Origin of the sequence: Streptomyces sp. NPDC046939, from assembly GCF_040644575.1 — a bacterium.
Taxonomy (GTDB): domain Bacteria; phylum Actinomycetota; class Actinomycetes; order Streptomycetales; family Streptomycetaceae; genus Streptomyces.
In genome coordinates, this window is the sequence record NZ_JBEYWV010000041.1 from 65,778 (window position 1) to 86,530 (window position 20,753).

Here is a 20,753-nt window from a genome sequence, read left to right on the forward strand (position 1 = left end):
ACATGCAGCTTGGTCTGATCGGTCTCGGCAAGATGGGCGGCAACATGCGCGAGCGCATCCGCCGCGCGGGCCACACCGTCATCGGCTACGACCGCAACCCCGAGGTCTCCGACGTCGCCTCCCTCTCCGAGCTCGTCGAGAAGCTCGAGGGCCCGCGCGTCGTGTGGGTGATGGTCCCCGCGGGCGCCGCGACCCAGTCCACCATCGACGAGCTGAAGGACCTGCTCTCCGAGGGCGACGTCGTCGTGGACGGCGGAAACTCCCGCTGGACCGACGACGAGAAGCACGCCGCCGAGCTGGCCGTCAAGGGCATCGGCTTCGTCGACTGCGGCGTCTCCGGCGGCGTCTGGGGCCTGCAGAACGGCTACGCGCTGATGTACGGCGGCTCCGAGGAGAACATCGCCAAGGTCCAGCCGATCTTCGACGCCCTCAAGCCCGAGGGTGACTTCGGCTCTGTTCACGCGGGCAAGGTCGGCGCCGGCCACTTCTCCAAGATGGTCCACAACGGCATCGAGTACGCCATGATGCAGGCCTACGCCGAGGGCTGGGAGCTCCTGGAAGCCGCGGACTCGGTGACCGACGTGCGCGAGGTCTTCCGCTCCTGGCAGGAGGGCACGGTCATCCGCTCCTGGCTGCTCGACCTGGCGGTCAACGCCCTGGACGACGACGAGCACCTCGCCAAGCTGCGCGGCTTCGCGCAGGACTCCGGCGAGGGCCGCTGGACCGTCGAGGCGGCCATCGACCACGCGGTGCCGCTGCCCGCGATCACGGCGTCGCTGTTCGCGCGCTTCTCGTCGCGGCAGGAGGACTCGCCGCAGATGAAGATGATCGCCGCGCTGCGCAACCAGTTCGGCGGCCACGCGGTGGAGTCCGTCAAGGAGCACTGAGCCACGAGCCACACCTGAGGCGGCCCCGGTCCCGTACGGACCGGGGCCGCTTCGTCTTGCGGGCAGGCAGGTCGTGCGGAGCACCTTGACAACAGCATTGGTCCATACCAACTTATGAGGGCCGCAGAACCTCCGAGGTTCGCGCACGTCCCCAAGTTCCCCCTCAGCACAGGGAGTTCGCGTGTCCCCACACCGGACGCAAGACCGCGCCGGACGCACCGGGCGCACCAGACGCACCGCAGGCCCCCGCAGAACCCGCCTCCTCGCCCTCGTCGGCTCCGCCGCCCTCGCCCTGGCCGGCGCCGTCGCGCTCCCCGGCACCGCGCAGGCGGCCAACGTCCTGTCCGACCCCGGCTTCGAGTCCGGCTCGCTCGGCTCCTGGAGCTGCACGGGCAACCTCGGCTCCATCGTCTCCAGCCCCGTCCACGGCGGCAGCAAGGCCCTCGCGGGGGCGGCGAGCGCGAGCGACAACGCCAAGTGCGCCCGCACCGTCGCCGTCCAGCCGAACACCGCGTACACCCTCTCCGGCTGGGTGCGCGGCAACTACGTCTACCTTGGCGTCGACGGCGGCACATCCACCTGGACCCAGTCCCCGTCCACGTACACGCAGCTCACGGTCAAGTTCACCACCGGCGCCTCGCAGACCAGCGCCACGCTCTACACCCACGGCTGGTACGGCCAGGGCACCTACTACGCCGACGACCTCAGTCTCGACGGGCCCGGCGGCTCCACCGACACCCAGGCGCCGACCGCCCCGACCGGCCTGACCGTCACCGGCAAGACCTCCAGCAGCGTCTCCCTGTCCTGGGGCGCGGCGAGCGACAACGTCGGCGTCACCGGCTACGACGTCTACTCCGGCGGCAGCAACAAGCTCGCGACGTTCAGCGCCACCTCGGGCACCGTCTCCGGGCTCTCCCCGTCGACCGCGTACAGCCTCACCGTGAAGGCGCACGACGCGGCGGGCAACAGCTCGCCCGCCTCCAACACCGTCAACGTGACCACCGACGCGGGCACGGGCCCCGGCCCCGGCTTCAAGCAGGCCGCGCCCTACCTCTACACCGGCTGGGGCGACCCGCCGAACCCCACGACTGTCATGAACGCGACCGGTGTCAAGTGGTTCACCATGGCGTTCATCCTCTCCTCGGGCGGCTGCAACCCGTCCTGGGACGGCCAGCGCCCGCTCACCGGCGGCCAGGACCAGAGCGCGATCAACGCGATCCGCGCGGCGGGCGGTGACATCGTCCCGTCCATCGGCGGCTGGAGCGGCAACAAGCTCGGCCCCAACTGCTCCACCCCGGAGGCGCTCGCGGGCGCGTACCAGAAGGTCATCGACGCCTACGGGCTCAAGGCGATCGACGTCGACATCGAGAACACCGACGAGTTCGAGAACGCGGCCGTCCAGGACCGCATCCTGAACGCCCTGAAGATCGTCAAGGCGAACAACCCGGGCCTGCGTACCATCCTCACCTTCGGCACCTCCACCACCGGCCCGACGTCCTGGGGCAACCGCCTCATCGAGCAGTCCAAGGCGCTCAACGCCAACATCGACGTCTTCACGATCATGCCGTTCGACTTCGGCGGCGGCGCCGACATGTACGGCAACACCGTGAACGCGGCCGAGGGCCTGAAGAACAAGCTGAAGTCGGTCTACGGCTGGGACGACGCCACGGCCTACGCCCACCTCGGCATCTCCGGCATGAACGGCCTCAGCGACCAGCAGGAGGTCACGACCCCGGCCATCTGGACGCAGATCAAGGACTGGGCGAACAGCAAGCACATCGCCCGCCTCGCCTTCTGGTCGGTCAACCGCGACCGCCCGTGCGCGGGCGGCGGCGTCGCCGAGAACTGCTCCGGCATCGCCCAGGACGCCTGGCAGTTCACGAAGATCACGGCCGGCTTCACCGGCTGACCGGGCGCAAGGAGGAGTGACAAGAAGAAAGACCCCAGAATCCTCTGGGGTCTTTCGCTGTGTCCGAGGGGGGACTTGAACCCCCACGCCCGATAAAGGGCACTAGCACCTCAAGCTAGCGCGTCTGCCATTCCGCCACCCGGACAAGGTGTCTGCCGCCTCTTTGCGGGGTGTTTCCCGCGGCGACACAGAGAACATTACCAGGGATTCCGAGTGCCCCGATCACGCCTCCCACCCGGCCCGGCGTCCTGTGAACGGCACGTGACGAGCGGGGCCCGGCCTTGGGCGCGGACCCGCGGAGGGGGAGGATGAGGGGGATCCACTGGGAGAGAGGAACAAGCGTGAGCGAGTCGAGCACGGGCAGGGCCGTCTCCGGACAGGACGAGGTCGTCGACCTCTGCCGTGAACTGATCCAGATCGACACCAGCAACTACGGCGACCACTCGGGCCCGGGCGAGCGCAAGGCCGCCGAGTACGTCGCGGAGAAGCTCGCCGAGGTCGGCCTCGAGCCGAAGATCTTCGAGTCCCACCCGGGCCGCGCCTCCACGGTCGCCCGCATCGAGGGCGAGGACCCGTCGCGGCCCGCCCTCCTCATCCACGGCCACACCGACGTCGTCCCGGCCAACGCGGTCGACTGGACCCACCACCCCTTCTCCGGCGAGGTCGCCGACGGGTGCGTGTGGGGCCGCGGCGCCGTCGACATGAAGGACATGGACGCGATGACCCTCGCGGTCGTCCGCGACCGGCTGCGCACCGGGCGCAAGCCCCCGCGCGACATCGTCCTCGCCTTCCTCGCCGACGAGGAGGCGGGCGGCACCTACGGCGCCCACCACCTCGTCGACCACCACCCCGAGCTGTTCGAGGGCGTCACGGAGGCGATCAGCGAGGTCGGCGGCTTCTCCTTCACCGTGAACGAGCAGCGCAGGCTCTACCTCGTACAGACCGCCGAGAAGGGCATGCACTGGATGAAGCTGACCGTGGCCGGCACCGCCGGGCACGGGTCCATGATCCACCGGGACAACGCGATCACCGAGCTGTCCGAGGCCGTCGCCCGCCTCGGCCGCCACAAGTTCCCCGTGCGCGTCACCAAGACCACCCGCGCCTTCCTCGACGAGCTGGGCGACGCGCTCGGCACCGAGCTCGACCCCGAGGACATGGAGTCGACGCTGGCCCGGCTCGGCGGCATCGCCAAGCTCATCGGCGCGACGCTCAGCAACACCGCGAACCCGACGCAGCTCGGCGCCGGCTACAAGGTCAACGTCATCCCGGGGGAGGCCACCGCCCACGTGGACGGCCGGTTCCTGCCGGGGCACGAGGACGAGTTCCTCGCCGACCTCGACCGCATCCTCGGTCCCAAGGTCCGGCGCGAGGACGTGCACGCCGACAAGGCCGTCGAGACGACCTTCGACGGGGCGCTCGTCGCCGCCATGCAGACCTCCATCGCCGCCGAGGACCCGATCGGCAAGACCATCCCGTACATGCTCTCCGGCGGCACCGACGCCAAGTCCTTCGTCGAGCTGGGCATCCGCAACTTCGGCTTCGCGCCGCTCCAGCTGCCGCCGGAGCTGGACTTCGCCGGCATGTTCCACGGCGTCGACGAGCGCGTCCCGGTGGACGGGCTGAAGTTCGGCGTCCGGGTCCTCGACCGCTTCATCGACGCGTCCTGACCCGTCGCGGCAACCCGCGCGTCAACCCGGTGTGTACGCCAACATTCGTGCGGCTGTACGTAGTTGACCGGAAAGAGTGAAAGGAACCATCAGCTCGTAGCCCTATCACTTCCCCCTCGTTACAGGGAGTGCAGTCCGCGGCTGGGACTGCATTGCCAATGAGGAGGAACAATGATCAAGAAGGTCGTCGCCGCCGTGGCTGCCACTGGTGGTCTCGTGCTCGCGGGTGCGGGCATCGCCACTGCCGACGCCGGTGCCCAGGGTGCCGCCGTGAACTCTCCCGGTGTGCTGTCGGGCAATGTCGTCCAGGTGCCCATCCACGTACCGGTGAACGTCTGCGGCAACACCGTCAACGTGATCGGTCTGCTGAACCCCACCTTCGGCAACACCTGCGTCAACGACTGACGTCGTTGTGCCTCATCCCTTGAGGGTCTGAGTCCGTCGGCCCCGGAGCGCGCGTCTGCTCCGGGGCCGACAGGCATTCGGCGCGGCGCAACCGGGCCCGCGCCTTCGGTAGCGCCCGCACCTTCGGTAGCGCTGGGCAGAGTTTGAAGGCAGGAAACAGCTATGCGACAGGTCACACGCAAAGGCCTGATCACCGTGGCGGCCGCGAGCGGCGTACTCGCGGTCACCGGCGGATACGCGCACGCCGACGCGGGCGCGCAAGGAGGTGCGTCGAACTCCCCGGGCGTCGCCTCGGGCAACGAGGTACAGGCTCCCGTGCACGCGCCGGTCAACCTGTGCGGCAACACGGTCAACGTGATCGGGCTGCTCAACCCGGCCATGGGCAACAACTGCGCCAACCCCTCGCACGGCAGCGAGGGCGGCGGCAAGGGCCACGGCGGCAAGGGCGGCAGCGGCAAGGGCGGCGACGAGCGGGGCGGCTCCGGCGGCGGCTCGCAGGCCCAGGGCTCCACGAGCAACTCGCCGGGCGTCGGCTCCGGCAACAACGTGCAGGCCCCGGTCGACGTGCCCGCCAACGCCTGCGGCAACTCGGTCAACGTGATCGGGATCGGCAACCCCGTCTTCGGCAACGACTGCGGCAACCCCGCCGAGCACACCCCCGAGCAGCCCGGCGAGCCCCAGCAGCCCCCGACGAAGCCGCACGAGCCGGGGAAGCCCGGTACCCCGGGCAAGCCCGGCACCCCGGGGAAGCCCGGGACCCCCGGCACGCCGGGCACCCCGGAGACCCGCGGCGGCCACTTCGTCGGCGAGACCAAGCCGAAGGCGCCGAACAAGCCCGAGGCGCAGAGCGTCGTCGAGGGGCCCGAGGCCGAGTCCCAGCTCGCCATGACCGGCAGCTCGCTGCCGCTCGGCGCGACCATCCCGGTGGGCGCGGGCGCGCTCCTCGCGGGTGCGGTGCTGTACCGGCGCGCGCGGGCGAACGCGTGACGCACTGAGCACGGCAGGCAGACGGGAACGGAGCGGGCCCCACCCGGGGGCCCGCTCCGTTCCCGTTCCTCCTGTTTCAGGTCACCATGTGGCCCGTACCTGACGGATGATCCTCCGACGCAGGCGTACGCGGCGACTGCCGTCGCGGCGCAGGCTCAATCGGTCCAACTCCCAGTGTCCGTACTCGGCATGGTCTGTCAGCAGACGCGTCGCATCCTTGCGGGACACCCCGCGCGGTACGTACACGTCGACAAATTCGTATTCCGGCATCGCATCTATTGTGCGGGCAGGGGCCCGGTACGGATAGCGTCTGCACCATGTCTGATGCTGCGCAGCCCACCGCTGCCGAGGTACGCGCCGCGGCCGAGGCGGTCAAGACCGCGCTCGACCGCCACCTGGCGGCCGTCGAGCGCCGGTCGGGAGAGGACGACCCGGCCGTCTACGAGGCGTTCAACGAGCTCGCCGCCGCGGCCGAGGAGTACGACGAGCTCCTCTACGACCGGTACGACGAGGTCACCCCCTTCGAGATCCCCGGGGCGGAGGACTCCCTGCCGCCGTACACCGGGCCCGAGGAACCGAACGCGCTGAGCGTGCTCATCCGACGCGACTACGCCGTGGCGGAGCCGCAGCGCCTCCTCGCCCAGGCCGGCCGGGTCGCCGACGTCGACGCCGACCCGGACCTCGACAACGGGCCCGCGACCGGCGCGGGCAGCAGCGTCCACGCCGCGCTCGGCGTCCTCTTCGGCGAGTTCGAGCCCGACGAGATCGCCTCGCGCCACAAGGAGTTCGGTCTGGAGGAGGGCGACTCCACGCTGTGGGTCCTCGCCGCCGACGAACCGCCGGAAGCCGGTGAATGGCTGGAGTCCCCCTTCGACCAGGCCGACCCGCAGCGCGTCGTCTGCCGCTTCGACGTCAGCGCGGTCTTCGACGACGACGAGGACGAGGAGGGCACGGTCCCGGTCACGGCCCCGCTGGCGGACCCGGACGCGCTCATCGACGTCGAGGACATCGCGGGCGTCGAGGACCTGGAGGGCGCCGACGTCGACGACGAGCCCCTGGAGGAGGCGGACCGCTGATCCGCCCCTCCGGGGTACCGGGGCCGCTCAGGCGTCGGGCAGTTGCGCCTTGAGCAGACGGTGCAGCCGGGTCGTGCGCGGCTTGGCGGGGATCTCCGCCACCGCGCGCGGCAGGGCCGCGTCCGCGCCGTGCACGACCGAGAGGTGGCGCTCGCCCCGGCTGAACGCGGTGTAGACCCAGGGGCGGGTCAGCGCCTGCGTCGCGTCGCCGGGCAGCACCACGACGGCGGCGGGGCTGCGCAGGCCCACGGCCTGGTGGGCGGTGAGCGCCCAGCCGTGCCGGACAGCGCCCCGCTCCACCTGCTCCTTCGGTACGAGGACGGGCTCGCCGTCGCACTCCAGACGCAGCCCCTCCGCGTCCGCCCCGAGCACCCGGCCGGGCCTGACCCGCCCGGGCGCCGGTACATAGGCCACGCGGTCGCCGGGGTCGAAGCCGCCGAACCGGCCGGGGCCGGGGTTCAGCCGCTCCTTGAGGGCGGCGTTCAGCGCGCGCGTCCCCGCCGCGCCGCCGTGCCCGGGGGTGATCACCCGGGTCTCCTCGGCGGGCACGCCGATCGCGCGCGGCACCGAGTCGGCGACGAGCTGCACGGTGCGGTGGATCGCCTCGGCCGCGTCCCGCACGGGGACGATGACGACCTCCTTGCCCGGCGCCTCGACCTGGTTCAGCTCACCGATGCCGATGCCGGAGACCAGCTCGCCGATGGGGCCGGGGTCGGGGGTGCGGGAGGAGACGCGCGGGCAGATCCCGGCGGCGACCAGGTCCGCGAAGACCCGCCCGGGGCCGGCCGACCAGAGCACGCCGGGGTCGCCGCTGAGCAGGAGGCACGCCCCGTCGGGCAGCGACTCGGCGAGGACCGCGGCGGCCTCCACGTCGAGCTGCGGCGCGTCCAGGACGACGAGCAGGTCCACCGCGATGGCCCCGTCGGTGTCCCGGCCGGGGCCCTCCGTCTGCGCGAGCAGGCCCGCGACGGTGGCGGTGGCCGTGGCGGGGGCGTCCGGGCCGAGCAGGTGCGCGGCCCGGCGCCGGCCGTCCGTGCTGTGCGCGGCGACGCACACCCGCAGGCCGAGCCGGGCGGCGGCGGCCGCGGTGGCGACCGGCTCCGCGCGGGCCGCCTCGCCGCCGGTGTGCAGGACGAGCGAGTGCGTGTGCACGGCGCGAATCAGCTCGGCAGTGGTGCCGCCCGCGGCGACGGCGGCCTCCTCCCAACCGGGACCGGCCGCGCGGCCGTCCTTGGGCGCCGAGTTGATCAGCCGGGCCAGGCCGTCGGCGAGGCTCTCCTCGGCGAGCGCGGTCCGCTCCAGGCCGACCAGGACCCGGACGGGGCGCTCGACGGCCTCCTCGTCCTCGCCGTCCCCGGCGGGCGCGTCGTCCAGCGCGTCCTGGAAGAGCAGCGCCTCGCCCTCCGCGACGGCGCTCTCCACGGCGGCGTCCGGCCGCGGCACGCCGCGCTTGCCGAGCGCCTCGACGAGCACGGGCAGGTCGAGCGCGGTGTGCCCGGCCAGGGTGGCCTGTTCGAGCAGCCATACGGTGACGGCCCGGCCGCGCCGCTCGTCGTCCGGCGTGCACTCCGCGCCGAGCAGCGCGCGTGCGAACCCGTCGGCCTGCTCGGGGCGGACGCCGCTCAGCCGCAGCAGTTGCCAGGGGTCGGCGCGGAGCCGGTCGTCGGCGTCCTCGCCCAGGGCGCGGGCGGCGGCCACGGCGAGGCTGTCCGGCGCCCCGCCCTCCACGAGCACGGCCCGCACCGCGTCCACCGTCCCGGCGTCGGGCCCCGCCTCCACGACGGGCGCGGCCGGGACGGGCCTGCGCACCGGCTCGGGCGTGACGACCCGGCGCGGCCCGCGCTCCGGCTCGGCGAAGACGGTGGCGGGCTTCTCGCCGCTCTCCACCGCGCGGACGGCGGCCAGCAGATCGGCGGCCGTCCCGCTCAGCTTGGCCCCGGCCTCGACCGGCCCCTCCTTCGCGGCCTTGCGCTGGGCGATCCGCTCCCGCAGCTCCCGCTGCGCGGCCAGCTCCGCCTCGGCCTCGGACAGCTGCTCCGCGTCCGGCGTCTTCTCGGCCCCGGGCACCTGCTCCCCGTCCGCCGAGCCCTCGGTACCCGCGGCGCCCTCGGCGTCGGACGATTCCGTGTCTGCCGAGCCTCCGATGTCGGACGGCTGTTCCGCGTCCGCCGAGCCCGCGGCCTCGGACGGCTGGGCGCCGTCCGCCGGGCTCTCGGCGTCCGCCGGATCCTCCGCACCCCCGGTGCCCCCCGCACCCCCGGCGGTGCCGGTGCCGCCGGCCTCTTCCGGGTGTTCGGCAGCCGCGGCGCCCTCAGCCTCGGCGTCGGGGTGCGCCCCTGACTCGTTCTCCGCGGCGGCGGACTCCGTACTCACAACGTGCTCCAGTCCTGATCGGGATAGCGGTGCACGGGCGCCGACACGTCGTCGAGCGCCTGGCAGATCTCGTCAGGAAGACTAAGCGCCTCCACTGACAACGCCTCCGAGAGCTGCTGCGCGTTGCGCGCGCCGACGATCGGGGCCGCCACCCCCGGCCGGTCCCGCACCCAGGCCAGCGCCACGTGCAGGGGCGTCACGGCGAGCCCGTCCGCGGCTATCGCCACCGCGTCCACGATGTGCCCGGCCGCCTCGTCCAGGTACGGGGCGACGAACGGCGCCATGTGGTCGGAGCCGCCCCGGGAGTCCGCCGGGGTGCCCGAGCGGTACTTGCCGGTGAGCACGCCCCGGCCGAGCGGCGACGACGGCAGCAGGCCGATGCCGAGATCGAGCGCGGCGGGCAGCACCTCGCGCTCCACGCCGCGCTGGAGCAGGGAGTACTCCATCTGCGTACTGGCGAGGCGGGTGCGCGAGCCCGGCGCCGCGAGCTGCCAGGTGCCCGCCTTGGCGAGCTGCCAGCCGCAGAAGTTGGAGACGCCCGCGTACCGTGCCCGGCCACTGCTGACGGCGATGTCGAGGGCCTGGAGCGTCTCGTCGAGCGGCGTCTGCGTGTCGTAGGCGTGGATCTGCCACAGGTCGACGTAGTCCGTGCCGAGGCGGGCGAGCGAGGCGTCCAGGGCGGAGAGCAGATGGCCGCGCGAGCCGTCGAAGCGGCGGTCCGGGTCGGGGACGCTGCCCGCCTTGGTCGAGATGACCAGGTCCCGGCGGGGCACCAGGCCCTCGACGAGCCGCCCGAGCAGGTACTCGGACTCGCCGTCGCCGTACACGTCGGCCGTGTCGACGAGTGTGCCGCCCGCCTCCCAGAAGGTCTTCAACAGGTCGGCGGCGTCGTGCTCGTCGGTGTCCCGGCCCCAGGTGAGGGTGCCGAGCCCGATGCGGGACACGCGCAGACCGGTGCGGCCGAGATGCCTCTGCTCCATGGGCGCTGAGATTACTGGCCCAAGGTCGGGAAGTGGCGACCCTGTGGACAACTCCTGCCGGGCCGGTCGCGCTAGGGTGCGGGGCAAGGCACGTTACCGATGGGTAAGTCAGTGGATCCGCACGGCGACAAGGGGATGTGGTCAATGAAGCTCGGCATCAATCTCGGGTACTGGGGCGCGGGCATGGACGCGGACAACCTGGCCGTCGCCAAGGAGGCCGACCGGCTCGGCTACGCGGTGTGCTGGGCCGCCGAGGCGTACGGCTCCGACGCCGCGACCGTCCTCGCGTACGTCGCCGCGCAGACCGAGCGCATCGACGTCGGATCGGCGATCTTCCAGATCCCGGCGCGTCAGCCCACGATGACGGCGATGACCGCCGCCACCCTCGACTCGCTCTCCGGCGGCCGCTTCCGGCTCGGCCTCGGCGTCTCCGGGCCGCAGGTCTCCGAGGGCTGGTACGGCGTCAAGTTCGACAAGCCGCTGGCGCGCACGCGCGAGTACGTCGAGATCGTCCGCAAGGCGATGAGCCGCGAGCGGGTCTCCTACGACGGCGCCCACTGGACGCTGCCGCTGCCCGACGGGCCTGGCAAGCCGCTCAAGCTGACCCTGCACCCGCAGCGCGAGCACATCCCGCTGTACATCGCCGCGATCGGCCCGAAGAACCTGGAGCAGACCGGCGAGATCGCCGACGGCGCCCTGCTGATCTTCCCCTCCGCCGAGCACCTGGAGGAGACCACGATCGCGCACCTGCGCGCGGGCCGCGAGAAGGCGGGCAGGACGATGGAGGGCTTCGACGTCTGCCCGACGCTGCCGCTCGCGGTCGGCGCCGACAAGGACGTCGCCGCCCTGGCCGACTTCTTCCGGCCGTACACCGCGCTGTACGTCGGCGGCATGGGCAGCCCCAAGCAGAACTTCTACAACCGCCTCGCGCAGCGCATGGGCTACGAGAAGGAGGCGGCCGAGATCCAGCAGAAGTACTTGTCCGGCGACAAGGAGGGCGCGGCCGCCGCGATCCCGCACCAGCTCATCGACTCCACGACCCTGCTCGGCTCCGTCGACCGCATCGCCGACCGCATGCGCGCCTACGCGGAGGCCGGTGTCACCACCCTGACGATCAACCCGGCGGGCTTCACCCTGGACGAACGCGTCGCAGCCCTGCGCGCGGGCACGGAGGCCCTGGAAAGGGCGGGACTGGCCTGACGGAACCCGGCGGAGCTGGTTCGCGGCCGTGGTGGGGGCTCGGGGGGCGTCCCCGCCACGGCCGTCGTGGGGATCAACGCGTCACCGCGCGCGTGGTTACGCCCGGCTCCGGCGCTCCGTCTCCTCCGTTCGGCCGAGTTGGCCGTCACACCTGTTGCCCCTCCGCGCCCACCGCATTTGACTCGTCTTTTGCGGAACACCGGATGCGGTGCGGAGGCAGGGAGGTCCCAGGGTGCTGTCGGCCAAGAGCTTGTTCCAGGAGATCATCGACGACGACGACGCGTTCCGGCTGTTCTGTTCCATCGCCGCCAGCGGTGAGTCGCAGGGCGGCTGGGAGAACGGGCGCATCGCCGCCCTGGTCCCCGACAGCGAGCGCGCCCTCGCCCCGAAGGTCGCCCGGCACGGCGCCGACGAGGACAAGCACGGACGCATCTTCAACGCCCTGATGAAGAAGCGCGGCCTCCAGCCCGTCCCCGTACCGCCCGAGACCGACTACACGATGCTCCTCGAACAGCACGGCATCGGACTCGCCCACGGCCGCCTCAAGCGCGACGAGCCGCTCACCGTGCGGGACATCGTCACCTACCTCGCGCACAGCCGCGTCACCGAGCAGCGCGCCTCCGAGCAGATGCGGATGCTGCGCAAGCACTTCGCCGACGACCCCGACCTCGGCCGCGCCGTCAGGATGATCTCCCACGACGAGGACAACCACCTCGCCTACTGCCACGAGGAACTGCTCCGCCTCGCCCGCGCGGGCCACGGCCGCACCATCCAGCGCATCCTGCGCGCATGCGCCCTCGCGGAGATCGCGGTCTACCGGGACGTCAGCCTGGCCGTCATGGACCACATGGGCCGCATCCTGGGCTGGTCAAGGCCGAAGGCGGCCCTGCTCGCCGCCGGGATCCGCGCCATGTACGCGTACGAGCGCGCCGGCGGCTGGCGCCGCATGGTCTCCCTGGAGATGCCCACGCGCAGGGACGCCCTCGGCGGGCCCGCGACCACGGCCGTGGAATTCGCCTGACCCGCCCCGCCGGCCCCCGCTACATCCAGCCGCGTTTCTTGAACATCCGGTACAGGACCCACTCCAGGACCACCATCACCACGATGACCACCGGGTACGACCACATCCAGTGCAGCTCGGGCATGTGGTCGAAGTTCATGCCGTAGATGCCCGCGATCATCGTGGGCACCGCCGCCATCGCCGCCCACGCGGAGATCTTCCGCATGTCGTCGTTCTGCCGCACGCTCATCTGCGCCAGGTGCGCCGAGAGGATGTCGGAGACCAGGCGGTCGAGGCCGTCCACGGACTCGTTGACCCGGGTGAGGTGGTCGTTGACGTCGCGGAAGAACGGCTGCGCGTCCTCGTTGACGAACGGCACCTTCGCAAGACCCCACGGGCCGACCCCGGACAGCCTTTCGAGCGGCAAGGTCAGCGGCACGGTCGCGCGCCGGAACTCGAGGACCTGCCGCTTGAAGGTGTAGATCCGCGACGCCGTGTCCCGCGACCCGCCGCCGTCGGGGGAGAAGACCTCCGCCTCCAGCTCCTCCAGGTCGGTCTGCAGCTCGTTCGCGACCTCCAGGTAGTGGTCGACGGTGGCGTCCGCGACCGAGTAGAGCACCGCCGTCGGCCCCTGCTTCAGCATGTCCGGGTCGGCCTCCAGGCGCTGCCGTACGGCCTTCAGGGGCGCGCCCTCGCCATGGCGCACCGTCACCACGAACGAGTCGCCCAGGAACAGCATCAGCTCGCCCGTGGACACCTGGTCGCTCTTCGGCTCGTAGACGACCGGTTTCAGCACCACGAACAGCGAGTCGTCGTAGATCTCCAGCTTCGGCCGCTGATGCGCCTTCAGCGCGTCCTCCACGGCCAGCGGATGCAGCCCGAACTCCTGCGTGACCTGCTCGAACTCGTCCTCGGTCGCCTCGTGCAGACCGATCCACACGAACGCGTCGCCCGTCGAACGCGCCTTGTCGAGCGCGTCGGAGAAGTCCGAGGGCCCCTCGGTGCGGCGCCCGTCCCGGTAGATGGCACAGTCGACGATCATGAGGCGCATTCTCCCCAGGGGGCGACGGAGCCGCACGCGCGCGTGCGCCTAGGCTGAGCCGTATGCCCACGTTGATTCTCGTCCGGCACGGACGCTCCACCGCCAACACCGCGGGCCTGCTCGCCGGACGGACCCCCGGCGTGGCCCTCGACGAGCGGGGCGCCGCCCAGGCCGCGGCGCTGCCCGAGCGCCTGAAGGACCTGCCCCTGTCGCGGATCGTCACCAGCCCCTTGCAGCGCTGCGAGGAGACTCTCGCCCCGCTGCTCGCCGCCCGTCCCGACGTCCCCGTGGACACCGACGAGCGCATCGGCGAGTGCGACTACGGCGACTGGTCCGGCCGCAAGCTCGCCGAACTCACCGACGAGCCGCTCATGGAGGTCGTGCAGCAGCACCCGACCGCGGCCGCGTTCCCCGGCGGGGAGTCGATGCGGCAGATGCAGCACCGGGCCGCCGAGGCCGCTCGGGAGTGGAACGCGCGCGTGGCGCGGGAGCACGGCACCGACGCCGTGTATCTGATGTGTTCCCACGGCGACATCATCAAGTCGCTCGTGGCGGACGCCCTCGGGCTGCATCTGGACCTCTTTCAGCGGATCTCTGTAGAGCCGTGTTCCATCACGGCGATCCGTTACACCCGGCTGCGCCCCTTTCTCGTACGTCTCGGCGACACCGGGGACTTCGCGTCCCTGGCGCCGCGCGAGGAGCCGCAGGATCCGGACGCACCCGTCGGTGGCGGCGCGGGCGCACCGTGATCGTCGGCCGCAGTAGGGTGAAGCAGCCGTCAACACGGTCGGGTCCTGTCGTCCGCGGCCGGACCTGATCAGTCGTTCCCCGAATCCCATGGAGTCAGGACGTGTCCCGTCAGGTGTTCCTCTACGACCCCCCGGAGCGGTTCGTCGCCGGTACGGTCGGGCTCCCCGGACGCCGCACCTTCTTCCTGCAGGCCTCGGCAGGAACCCGGGTCACCAGCGTGTCGCTGGAGAAGACCCAGGTCGCTGCGCTCGCCGAGCGCATGGAGGAACTGCTCGACGAGGTCGTGCGGCGCAGCGGCGGAAACGCCCCGGTGCCCGCCGTGGTGCCGGGCGAGGCGACCGACACCGCGCCCCTGGAGGCGCCGGTCGACGAGGAGTTCCGCGTCGGCACCATGGCGCTCGCCTGGGACGGCGACGAGGAGCGCATGATCGTCGAGGCGCAGGCGCTCGTCGAGGTGGACGCCGAGTCCGAGGAGGATCTCGCCGAGGCCGAGGAAAGGCTTCTCCAGGACGAGGAGAACGGCCCGCCGATGCTCCGGGTCCGCCTCACCGGCACCCAGGCCCGCGCCTTCGCCAAGCGCGCCCTGGACGTCGTCAACGCGGGCCGCCCGCCGTGCCCGCTGTGCAGCCTGCCGCTCGACCCGGAGGGACACGTATGTCCGCGCCAGAACGGATACCGGCGCGGCGCGTGAGCGACCGGGACCGCACGCTCCTCGCCGAGGGGGAGCTGCACGTACTGGGCCAGATCCGCGACGCCTCCAACGCCGTCCTGCTCTGCACCGTCACCCACGAGGGCCGCGAGGCGCGCTGCGTCTACAAGCCCGTGCGCGGCGAGCGCCCCCTGTGGGACTTCCCCGACGGGACGCTCGCGCAGCGCGAGGTCGCCGCGTACGAGGTCTCCGAGGCGCTCGGCTGGTCCCTGGTGCCGCCGACCGTGCTGCGCGACGGCCCGTACGGCGAGGGCATGTGCCAGCTCTGGATCGACGGGCCCGACGAGGAGGCGGGGGAGCAGGGCGCCGAGCTGCTCGCCCTCGTCGACGCCGAGGAGCCCGCAGAGGGCTGGAAGGCCATCGGGTTCGCGGAGGTCGAGGAGGGGCGCAGGGCGCTGCTCGTCCACGCCGACGACCCGCGCCTGCGCCGGCTCGCCGTGCTCGACGCCGTGATCAACAACGGTGACCGCAAGGGCGGCCACCTGCTGGTCGACGCCGAGGGGCACCTCTACGGGATCGACCACGGGGTCACCTTCAATGTCGAGGACAAGCTGCGCACCCTGCTGTGGGGCTGGGCGGGTGAACCGCTGACCGACGAGGCCACCGCCGCCCTGGAGGCGCTGCGCGAGCGGCTGCGGGACGGCGAGCCGCTCGCGGCCCGGCTCGCGGAGCTGATCACCGCCGCCGAGCTGGAGGCCCTGCGGGAGCGGGTCGCGGCCCTGCTGAAGTCCGGCAGGCACCGCGAGCCGGGCGGGGAGTGGCCGGCGATCCCGTGGCCGCCCGTCTGACCGGCGGGCCAGCACGCCGATCATGAATGCACAAGAGCGCCTCGTCGGCCATCGAAGCCCGGTCCGGTTCGTATGCGGACGCACCGTCCGGTTACGCTCAAGGCATGCATGCCTGGCCCGCTTCTGAGGTCCCCGCCCTGCCCGGCAAGGGCCGCGACCTTCGGATCCACGACACCGCGACCGATGGGCTCGTCACACTCGACCCCGGTCCCGTCGCCCGTATCTACGTCTGCGGCATCACGCCGTACGACGCGACCCATATGGGTCACGCGGCGACCTACAACGCGTTCGACCTCGTGCAGCGCGTGTGGCTCGACACCAAGCGGCAGGTGCACTATGTCCAGAACGTGACGGACGTCGACGACCCGCTCCTGGAGCGCGCCCTCCGCGACGGCATCGACTGGACCGGGCTCGCCGAGCGCGAGACCGCCCTGTTCCGCGAGGACATGAGCGCCCTGCGGATGCTGCCGCCGCGCCACTACATAGGCGCCGTCGAGGCCATACCGGGCATCGTGCCGCTCGTCGAGCGGCTGCGGGACGCCGGAGCGGCCTACGAGCTCGACGGCGACATCTACTTCTCGATCGAGGCCGACCCGCACTTCGGCTCCGTCTCGCACCTCGATGCCGAAACGATGCGGCTGCTCTCCGCCGAGCGCGGCGGCGACCCCGACCGCCCCGGCAAGAAGAACCCGCTCGACCCGATGCTGTGGATGGCCGCCCGCGAGGGCGAGCCGAGCTGGGACGGCGGCTCGCTCGGCCGGGGCCGCCCCGGCTGGCACATCGAGTGCGTCGCCATCGCCCTCGACCACCTCGGCATGGGCTTCGACGTCCAGGGCGGCGGCTCCGACCTGGCCTTCCCGCACCACGAGATGGGCGCCTCGCACGCGCAGGCGCTGACCGGCGAGTTCCCGATGGCCAAGGCGTACGTGCACGCAGGGATGGTCGCGCTCGACGGCGAGAAGATGTCGAAGTCCAAGGGCAACCTGGTCTTCGTCTCGCAGCTGCGGCGCGACGGCGTCGACCCGGCCGCGATCCGGCTCGCGCTCCTCGCCCACCACTACCGGTCCGACTGGGAGTGGACGGACCAGGTCCTCGCGGACGCCGTCGCCCGGCTCGGGCGGTGGCGGGCGGCGGTGTCGCGGCCCGACGGGCCGTCGGCCGAGCGGCTCGTCGAGGAGATCCGCGCGGCGCTCGCCGACGACCTGGACGCGCCGAAGGCCCTCGCCGCCGTCGACCGCTGGGCGGAGCTCCAGGCCGCGCAGGGCGGTACGGACACCGGGGCGCCCGGTGTCGTCTCGCGGGCCGTCGACGCGCTGCTCGGGGTCGCGCTCTGACCCGGGGCGGCGCCGGGCGGAGGGCTGATGTCCGCCCGGCGCCGCCGGTCCGTGCGCGGGCGCGCGGCGATCAGGGCAGGGTGACGGCGATGCCGACGAGCAGGCCCGGGTTGCTCGTGTCGTAGTAGCCGTGGACCCGCTGGCCGAACACGAACGCGTTCTGCACCTCGGCGTGGGTCTCCGGCTTCGGGTCGATCAGGACCCGCCACTGGCCGTCCACGTACAGGTAGAGGATGTCCGCCTGGCCCGGGAAGGGCTGGATCAGGTCGAAGAAGCTGACCGCGACGCCGCTGACCAGGCTCTGCGTCGACACCTGCGGGATCTCGGCCTGCGGCACCCGGTGCTGCTGCCCCTGCTGGCCTTGCTGCCCCTGCTGGCCGGGGGCGCCTTGCTGCTGGCCCATCTGGTGGAGCAGGTGCTGGAACGGCTGCTGCTGGCCCATCTGTTGCAACTGCTGCTGCAACTGCGGCGGGAGCTGCTGCTGGCCCTGCGGCCCCTGCATGCCTTGCATGCCCTGCATCCCCTGGCCCATCTGCTGCAACTGCGGCGGAACCGTGCTCGGGCCCTGCGGCCTGCTCTGCTGGCCGAACTGCGAGGAACCGTACGGCTGCTGCTGCCCGAACTGCGGCGGGCCCAGAGGCTGTTGCTGCTGCTGGCCGTACTGGCCCATCTGCGGGGTGGTGCTCATACTCGTACCCCTTCTCGTCGTTGCGTGGGGGTGTCAGCCCGTGACCACCAGGCCGACGACCTCGTCGTCCGAGAACCAGACACGTACGTCGGGCCGTCCCCCGGCGAAGGCGGCGTGCACCGCCTGGCGGATCTCGGGGGACGGATGGTTGAGATTGCGCCAGTCGCCCGCCACGAACAGGCGGATGCGGGGCGGGAGCTCCGGCGGATACGGGATCAGCTCGTCCCAGAACCGCTCGGCCTGCCCGGAGCCGACCGTCGACGGCAGCACATTCGTCACCGCGCCCTTCAGGTCGGGCCGGTTGCCGATGCGCTGCGAGGCGGGGCGGCCCGGCGCGTCCTGCTGCGGCGAGCCCGTCGCCCGGAGCACCTCACGCGCCCGCTGCGACGTCATCGGGCGCTGGCCCCCCGCCTTGAGCATGCCCTGGAGGCAGGCCAGCGCGCCGACGACCACCGGGGAGGCGGACGAGGTCCCGGAGAAGGTGTCCGTGTACCAGGCGATCTCCTCGCTGCCGCCTTGGAGGTCGCCGGGCCGGTCCCAGAAGCCGCCCGTGGTGGTGACCTCGCGGCCCCAGCCCTGGGCGTCGACGCGGGCACCGAAGTTGGAGAACGCGAGCCGCGAGCGGTCCGGGCCGTGGTCGCGGCCGTGCGTGCCGGGCGGCGGCGCGCCCGCGCCCACGAGGACCGCGCCGGAGGACCGGTTGGACGGGTTGAACGGGTTGTGCCACCAGGACGGGAACGCGTCGGGGCGCCGCTCGTAGACCGCGTCGTCCAGCGACTCCGCGCCGTTGCCCGCCGCGGCGACGACCACGACGCCCTTCGCCGTCGCGTACTTCACCGCCGCGAAGTCGTCCGGCCACCACTCCAGGGGAATGTAGCCACGCTGGTCGTCGCGGGGCGCGAAGTCGAAGCGCGGCCCCGGGCGGTGCAGCTCGACCAGGACGATGTCGCCGGGGGAGAGGCGCTGCGCGGCCGCATGGATCGCCGCCGCCGTGCCCACGCCCTGGAACGACGCCGCCGCCGTCACCGCCTCCGGCGCGATGCCAGTGATGCCGTGCTCGCCCCGGTCGCCGCCGATCACGCCGAGGACCGCCGTGCCGTGGTTGCGCCAGGCCACGTCCGCGATCGGGGTGCCGACCACCAGGCCCGCGAGCTTGGCCGACAGGTCCTCGTGGCCGAGCTGCCAGGCGCCCTCCACGTCGATGACGGTGACGCCCTCGCCGCTGCCGCCGAGCCGCTGCCACGCCCAGTGCGCGTCCACGCCCTCGGGCGCGGGGCCGAGATAGCGCTGACGGGCGGTGAAATCGGGGGTCGCGGCCGTCTTCTCCTTCATGCGCCGGGCCTCGTACGTCTCGTACGTCTCGTCGAAGGCATCCTCCGGCAGCGACGCGGGCACCGCGCCCGGCTTCACGTACGCCGTCACGATGCCGGGCAGCGCCGAGATCCGGGACCGCAGCTCCTGCGCGCGGTCGGCGCCGCCGCGCACCCGGTAGAACAGCGCCAGGTCGGGGACGTCCGCCCCGGCCGCCGACGCCTCGGACACGCCCTGCAGCCGCTCCTCGCTGCCGAACAGCGGCTCCATGGTGAGCTGTTCGTCGCCGAGGAACATGTTGAGGGCGGAGACGTCCGCGCCCGCCGCCGAGCGGACCCCGTCGGCCTGGACGCGCAACCGGGCCTCGGGCCGCGCCAGGACGATCAGTTCCTCCTCGGCGCCCTGATAGGTGAACCCGGATCCGTCCGGCCCCGGACCCGCCGCTCCGGGCCCCGCCCCCGGGCCGTGCGCCGGCTCCGCGTGCTGATCGGTCATCGCTCCACAGCTCCCCTCGCCACGTCGGTCGTACGGGTGTGCCTGTGTGCTGTGCCGTGCTCCGTGCCGCGCTCGTCGGGGCACACCCTGCTACCGCCGTGGACGTCCGTCCAGACCCGGTGGGCCAAGGGAGTTTGAAATGAAGTTGAAGAGGGAAAACTTGCCCGTCGCCTCACGTGCCCGCGACAAAGGCGCGGGGCCCATGACAAAGGCGGGCGCCCCGCGGCGCCCGCCCTGATGTCGTCCCGACCTACTCCTCCGCGTCGTCGCCCTCCGGGCGCTGGGGCTTCGGCGGACGCGTCCGGTCGCCCGGGTCGCGGTGGCGCAGATAGCGCTCGAAGTCGCGGGCGATCGCCTCGCCGGACGCCTCCGGGAGCTCGGCGGTGTCCCGCGCCTCCTCCAGGCTCTGCACGTACTCGGCGACCTCGCTGTCCTCCGCCGCCAGCTGGTCCACGCCGACCTGCCAGGCGCGCGCGTCCTCGGGCAGGTCCCCGAGCGGGATGGGCAGGTCGATCAGGTCCTCAAGCCGGTTGATCAGCGCCAGCGTGGCCTTCGGGTTCGGCGGCTGCGACACGTAGTGCGGGACCGCCGCCCACAGCGACACCGCCGGGACGCCCGCGTGCGTGCACGCCTCCTGGAGGATGCCGACGATGCCCGTCGGACCCTCGTACTTGGTCTCCTCCAGGCCCATGCGCGTGGCGAGGTCCGCGTCGGACGTCACCCCGGACACCGGCACCGGACGCGTGTGCGGGGTGTCACCGAGCAGCGCGCCCAGGATGACGACCAGCTCGACGCCCAGCTCGTGCGCGAACCCCAGAATCTCGTTGCAGAACGACCGCCAGCGCATGGACGGCTCGATGCCCCGGACCAGGACCAGGTCGCGCGGTTTCGCGCCGCCGACGCGGACCACGGAGAGCCGCGTCGTCGGCCAGGTGATCTTCCGCACGCCGTCCTCCAGCCACACGGTGGGCCGGTTGACCTGGAAGTCGTAGTAGTCCTCGGCGTCCAGCGCCGCGAACACCTCGCCCTTCCACTCCTTGTCGAGATGCGCGACCGCGGTGGAAGCGGCGTCGCCGGCATCGTTCCAGCCCTCGAACGCGGCCACCATGACCGGGTCGACCAGCTCGGGAACCCCCTCGAGCTCGATCACCC

At 72.4% G+C, this 20,753-nt stretch carries 19 protein-coding genes and 1 tRNA gene; 12 read left to right on the forward strand and 8 right to left on the reverse strand.

Going from position 1 to position 20,753, the window contains the following annotated elements:
• Nucleotides 1-2 precede the first annotated feature (2 nt).
• Together gnd and ABZ877_RS34145 are read left to right on the forward strand one after the other, a co-directional pair.
• A complete protein-coding gene (gene gnd / locus ABZ877_RS34140; protein WP_361079464.1) occupies nt 3-887 on the forward strand; it encodes a phosphogluconate dehydrogenase (NAD(+)-dependent, decarboxylating) in 885 nt (294 codons plus the stop codon).
• Between the two features lie 292 nt (nt 888-1,179).
• Nucleotides 1,180-2,796: a carbohydrate binding domain-containing protein gene (locus ABZ877_RS34145; protein WP_361079513.1), complete on the forward strand. Its 1,617-nt coding sequence runs from the start codon at nt 1,180-1,182 to the stop codon at nt 2,794-2,796.
• Between the two features lie 60 nt (nt 2,797-2,856).
• On the opposite strand, the gene ABZ877_RS34150 is transcribed toward ABZ877_RS34145, so the two are convergent.
• Nucleotides 2,857-2,941, reverse strand: a tRNA-Leu gene (locus tag ABZ877_RS34150).
• A 196-nt stretch (nt 2,942-3,137) separates the two neighbouring features.
• Between ABZ877_RS34150 and ABZ877_RS34155 the strand changes: the two genes are divergently transcribed.
• From ABZ877_RS34155 to ABZ877_RS34165, 3 genes are all read left to right on the forward strand, one after another.
• The gene (locus ABZ877_RS34155; protein WP_361079466.1) at nt 3,138-4,463 is read left to right on the forward strand and encodes a M20/M25/M40 family metallo-hydrolase; all 1,326 of its coding nucleotides are present in this window, start codon (nt 3,138-3,140) and stop codon (nt 4,461-4,463) included.
• A 171-nt stretch (nt 4,464-4,634) separates the two neighbouring features.
• Nucleotides 4,635-4,868 carry a chaplin gene (locus tag ABZ877_RS34160; RefSeq protein ID WP_361079468.1) on the forward strand — a complete coding sequence of 78 codons (234 nt, stop codon included), beginning with the start codon at nt 4,635-4,637 and terminating at the stop codon, nt 4,866-4,868.
• A gap of 162 nt (nt 4,869-5,030) precedes the next feature.
• On the forward strand, nt 5,031-5,855 hold the full coding sequence (locus tag ABZ877_RS34165) for a chaplin (protein WP_361079470.1): 825 nt from the start codon (nt 5,031-5,033) through the stop codon (nt 5,853-5,855).
• An 81-nt stretch (nt 5,856-5,936) separates the two neighbouring features.
• Here ABZ877_RS34165 and ABZ877_RS34170 read toward each other — a convergent pair whose 3' ends face one another.
• Entirely contained in the window at nt 5,937-6,125 is a 189-nt protein-coding gene (locus ABZ877_RS34170; RefSeq protein WP_111666225.1) for a DUF5703 family protein, read from the reverse strand.
• Between the two features lie 47 nt (nt 6,126-6,172).
• Here ABZ877_RS34170 and ABZ877_RS34175 point away from each other — a divergent pair, with 47 nt between their 5' ends.
• A complete protein-coding gene (locus tag ABZ877_RS34175) occupies nt 6,173-6,931 on the forward strand; it encodes a hypothetical protein (protein WP_361079471.1) in 759 nt (252 codons plus the stop codon).
• 27 nt (nt 6,932-6,958) lie between these two features.
• Here ABZ877_RS34175 and ABZ877_RS34180 read toward each other — a convergent pair whose 3' ends face one another.
• Nucleotides 6,959-9,304, reverse strand: coding sequence for a helix-hairpin-helix domain-containing protein (locus ABZ877_RS34180; RefSeq protein ID WP_361079473.1), 2,346 nt, complete (start codon nt 9,302-9,304; stop codon nt 6,959-6,961).
• Nucleotides 9,301-10,284 carry an aldo/keto reductase gene (locus ABZ877_RS34185; RefSeq protein WP_361079475.1) on the reverse strand — a complete coding sequence of 328 codons (984 nt, stop codon included), beginning with the start codon at nt 10,282-10,284 and terminating at the stop codon, nt 9,301-9,303. Before ABZ877_RS34185 ends, ABZ877_RS34180 begins: the two co-directional genes overlap by 4 nt.
• A 144-nt stretch (nt 10,285-10,428) precedes the next feature.
• On the opposite strand from ABZ877_RS34185, the gene ABZ877_RS34190 reads away from it, so the two are divergent.
• Entirely contained in the window at nt 10,429-11,484 is a 1,056-nt protein-coding gene (locus tag ABZ877_RS34190; protein WP_361079515.1) for an LLM class F420-dependent oxidoreductase, read from the forward strand.
• A gap of 232 nt (nt 11,485-11,716) precedes the next feature.
• Complete coding sequence (locus tag ABZ877_RS34195) at nt 11,717-12,505, forward strand: ferritin-like domain-containing protein (protein WP_361079477.1); 789 nt, start codon at nt 11,717-11,719, stop codon at nt 12,503-12,505.
• A gap of 19 nt (nt 12,506-12,524) precedes the next feature.
• Here ABZ877_RS34195 and corA read toward each other — a convergent pair whose 3' ends face one another.
• Nucleotides 12,525-13,526: a magnesium/cobalt transporter CorA gene (gene corA, locus ABZ877_RS34200; RefSeq protein WP_361079479.1), complete on the reverse strand. Its 1,002-nt coding sequence runs from the start codon at nt 13,524-13,526 to the stop codon at nt 12,525-12,527.
• 62 nt (nt 13,527-13,588) lie between these two features.
• Here corA and ABZ877_RS34205 point away from each other — a divergent pair, with 62 nt between their 5' ends.
• The 4 genes from ABZ877_RS34205 to mshC all read left to right on the forward strand — a co-directional run bounded on the left by ABZ877_RS34205 (nt 13,589) and on the right by mshC (nt 17,107).
• Nucleotides 13,589-14,275, forward strand: a complete 687-nt coding sequence (locus tag ABZ877_RS34205) for a histidine phosphatase family protein (RefSeq protein WP_361079481.1) — start codon at nt 13,589-13,591, stop codon at nt 14,273-14,275.
• Between the two features lie 101 nt (nt 14,276-14,376).
• Entirely contained in the window at nt 14,377-14,967 is a 591-nt protein-coding gene (locus tag ABZ877_RS34210) for a DUF3090 domain-containing protein (RefSeq protein ID WP_361079483.1), read from the forward strand.
• Complete coding sequence (locus tag ABZ877_RS34215) at nt 14,931-15,773, forward strand: SCO1664 family protein (protein ID WP_361079485.1); 843 nt, start codon at nt 14,931-14,933, stop codon at nt 15,771-15,773. The genes ABZ877_RS34210 and ABZ877_RS34215 overlap by 37 nt, the downstream gene beginning before the upstream one ends.
• Before the next feature lie 104 nt (nt 15,774-15,877).
• Nucleotides 15,878-17,107, forward strand: a complete 1,230-nt coding sequence (gene mshC, locus ABZ877_RS34220) for a cysteine--1-D-myo-inosityl 2-amino-2-deoxy-alpha-D-glucopyranoside ligase (RefSeq protein WP_361079487.1) — start codon at nt 15,878-15,880, stop codon at nt 17,105-17,107.
• Between the two features lie 70 nt (nt 17,108-17,177).
• Here the strand turns inward: mshC and ABZ877_RS34225 are convergent, their stop codons facing one another.
• From ABZ877_RS34225 to ABZ877_RS34235, 3 genes are all read right to left on the reverse strand, one after another.
• Nucleotides 17,178-17,795, reverse strand: coding sequence for a hypothetical protein (locus ABZ877_RS34225; RefSeq protein WP_361079489.1), 618 nt, complete (start codon nt 17,793-17,795; stop codon nt 17,178-17,180).
• Nucleotides 17,796-17,828: 33 nt separating this feature from the next.
• Nucleotides 17,829-19,601: a S8 family serine peptidase gene (locus ABZ877_RS34230; RefSeq protein ID WP_361079491.1), complete on the reverse strand. Its 1,773-nt coding sequence runs from the start codon at nt 19,599-19,601 to the stop codon at nt 17,829-17,831.
• Nucleotides 19,602-19,851: 250 nt separating this feature from the next.
• Complete coding sequence (locus ABZ877_RS34235) at nt 19,852-20,751, reverse strand: PAC2 family protein (protein ID WP_361079493.1); 900 nt, start codon at nt 20,749-20,751, stop codon at nt 19,852-19,854.
• Nucleotides 20,752-20,753 lie beyond the last annotated feature (2 nt).

What these genes read in the sequence shown, in the direction of transcription:
- ABZ877_RS34205 (WP_361079481.1), top strand. Translation starts at nt 13,589, where the DNA reads ATGCCCACGTTGATTCTCGTCCGGCACGGACGCTCCACCGCCAACACC.
- ABZ877_RS34225 (WP_361079489.1), bottom strand. Translation starts at nt 17,795, where the DNA reads ATGAGCACCACCCCGCAGATGGGCCAGTACGGCCAGCAGCAGCAACAG.
- corA (WP_361079479.1), bottom strand. Translation starts at nt 13,526, where the DNA reads ATGATCGTCGACTGTGCCATCTACCGGGACGGGCGCCGCACCGAGGGG.
- ABZ877_RS34190 (WP_361079515.1), top strand. Translation starts at nt 10,429, where the DNA reads ATGAAGCTCGGCATCAATCTCGGGTACTGGGGCGCGGGCATGGACGCG.
- ABZ877_RS34170 (WP_111666225.1), bottom strand. Translation starts at nt 6,125, where the DNA reads ATGCCGGAATACGAATTTGTCGACGTGTACGTACCGCGCGGGGTGTCC.
- ABZ877_RS34230 (WP_361079491.1), bottom strand. Translation starts at nt 19,601, where the DNA reads ATGACCGATCAGCACGCGGAGCCGGCGCACGGCCCGGGGGCGGGGCCC.
- ABZ877_RS34215 (WP_361079485.1), top strand. Translation starts at nt 14,931, where the DNA reads ATGTCCGCGCCAGAACGGATACCGGCGCGGCGCGTGAGCGACCGGGAC.
- mshC (WP_361079487.1), top strand. Translation starts at nt 15,878, where the DNA reads ATGCATGCCTGGCCCGCTTCTGAGGTCCCCGCCCTGCCCGGCAAGGGC.
- ABZ877_RS34185 (WP_361079475.1), bottom strand. Translation starts at nt 10,284, where the DNA reads ATGGAGCAGAGGCATCTCGGCCGCACCGGTCTGCGCGTGTCCCGCATC.
- gnd (WP_361079464.1), top strand. Translation starts at nt 3, where the DNA reads ATGCAGCTTGGTCTGATCGGTCTCGGCAAGATGGGCGGCAACATGCGC.
- ABZ877_RS34160 (WP_361079468.1), top strand. Translation starts at nt 4,635, where the DNA reads ATGATCAAGAAGGTCGTCGCCGCCGTGGCTGCCACTGGTGGTCTCGTG.
- ABZ877_RS34165 (WP_361079470.1), top strand. Translation starts at nt 5,031, where the DNA reads ATGCGACAGGTCACACGCAAAGGCCTGATCACCGTGGCGGCCGCGAGC.
- ABZ877_RS34175 (WP_361079471.1), top strand. Translation starts at nt 6,173, where the DNA reads ATGTCTGATGCTGCGCAGCCCACCGCTGCCGAGGTACGCGCCGCGGCC.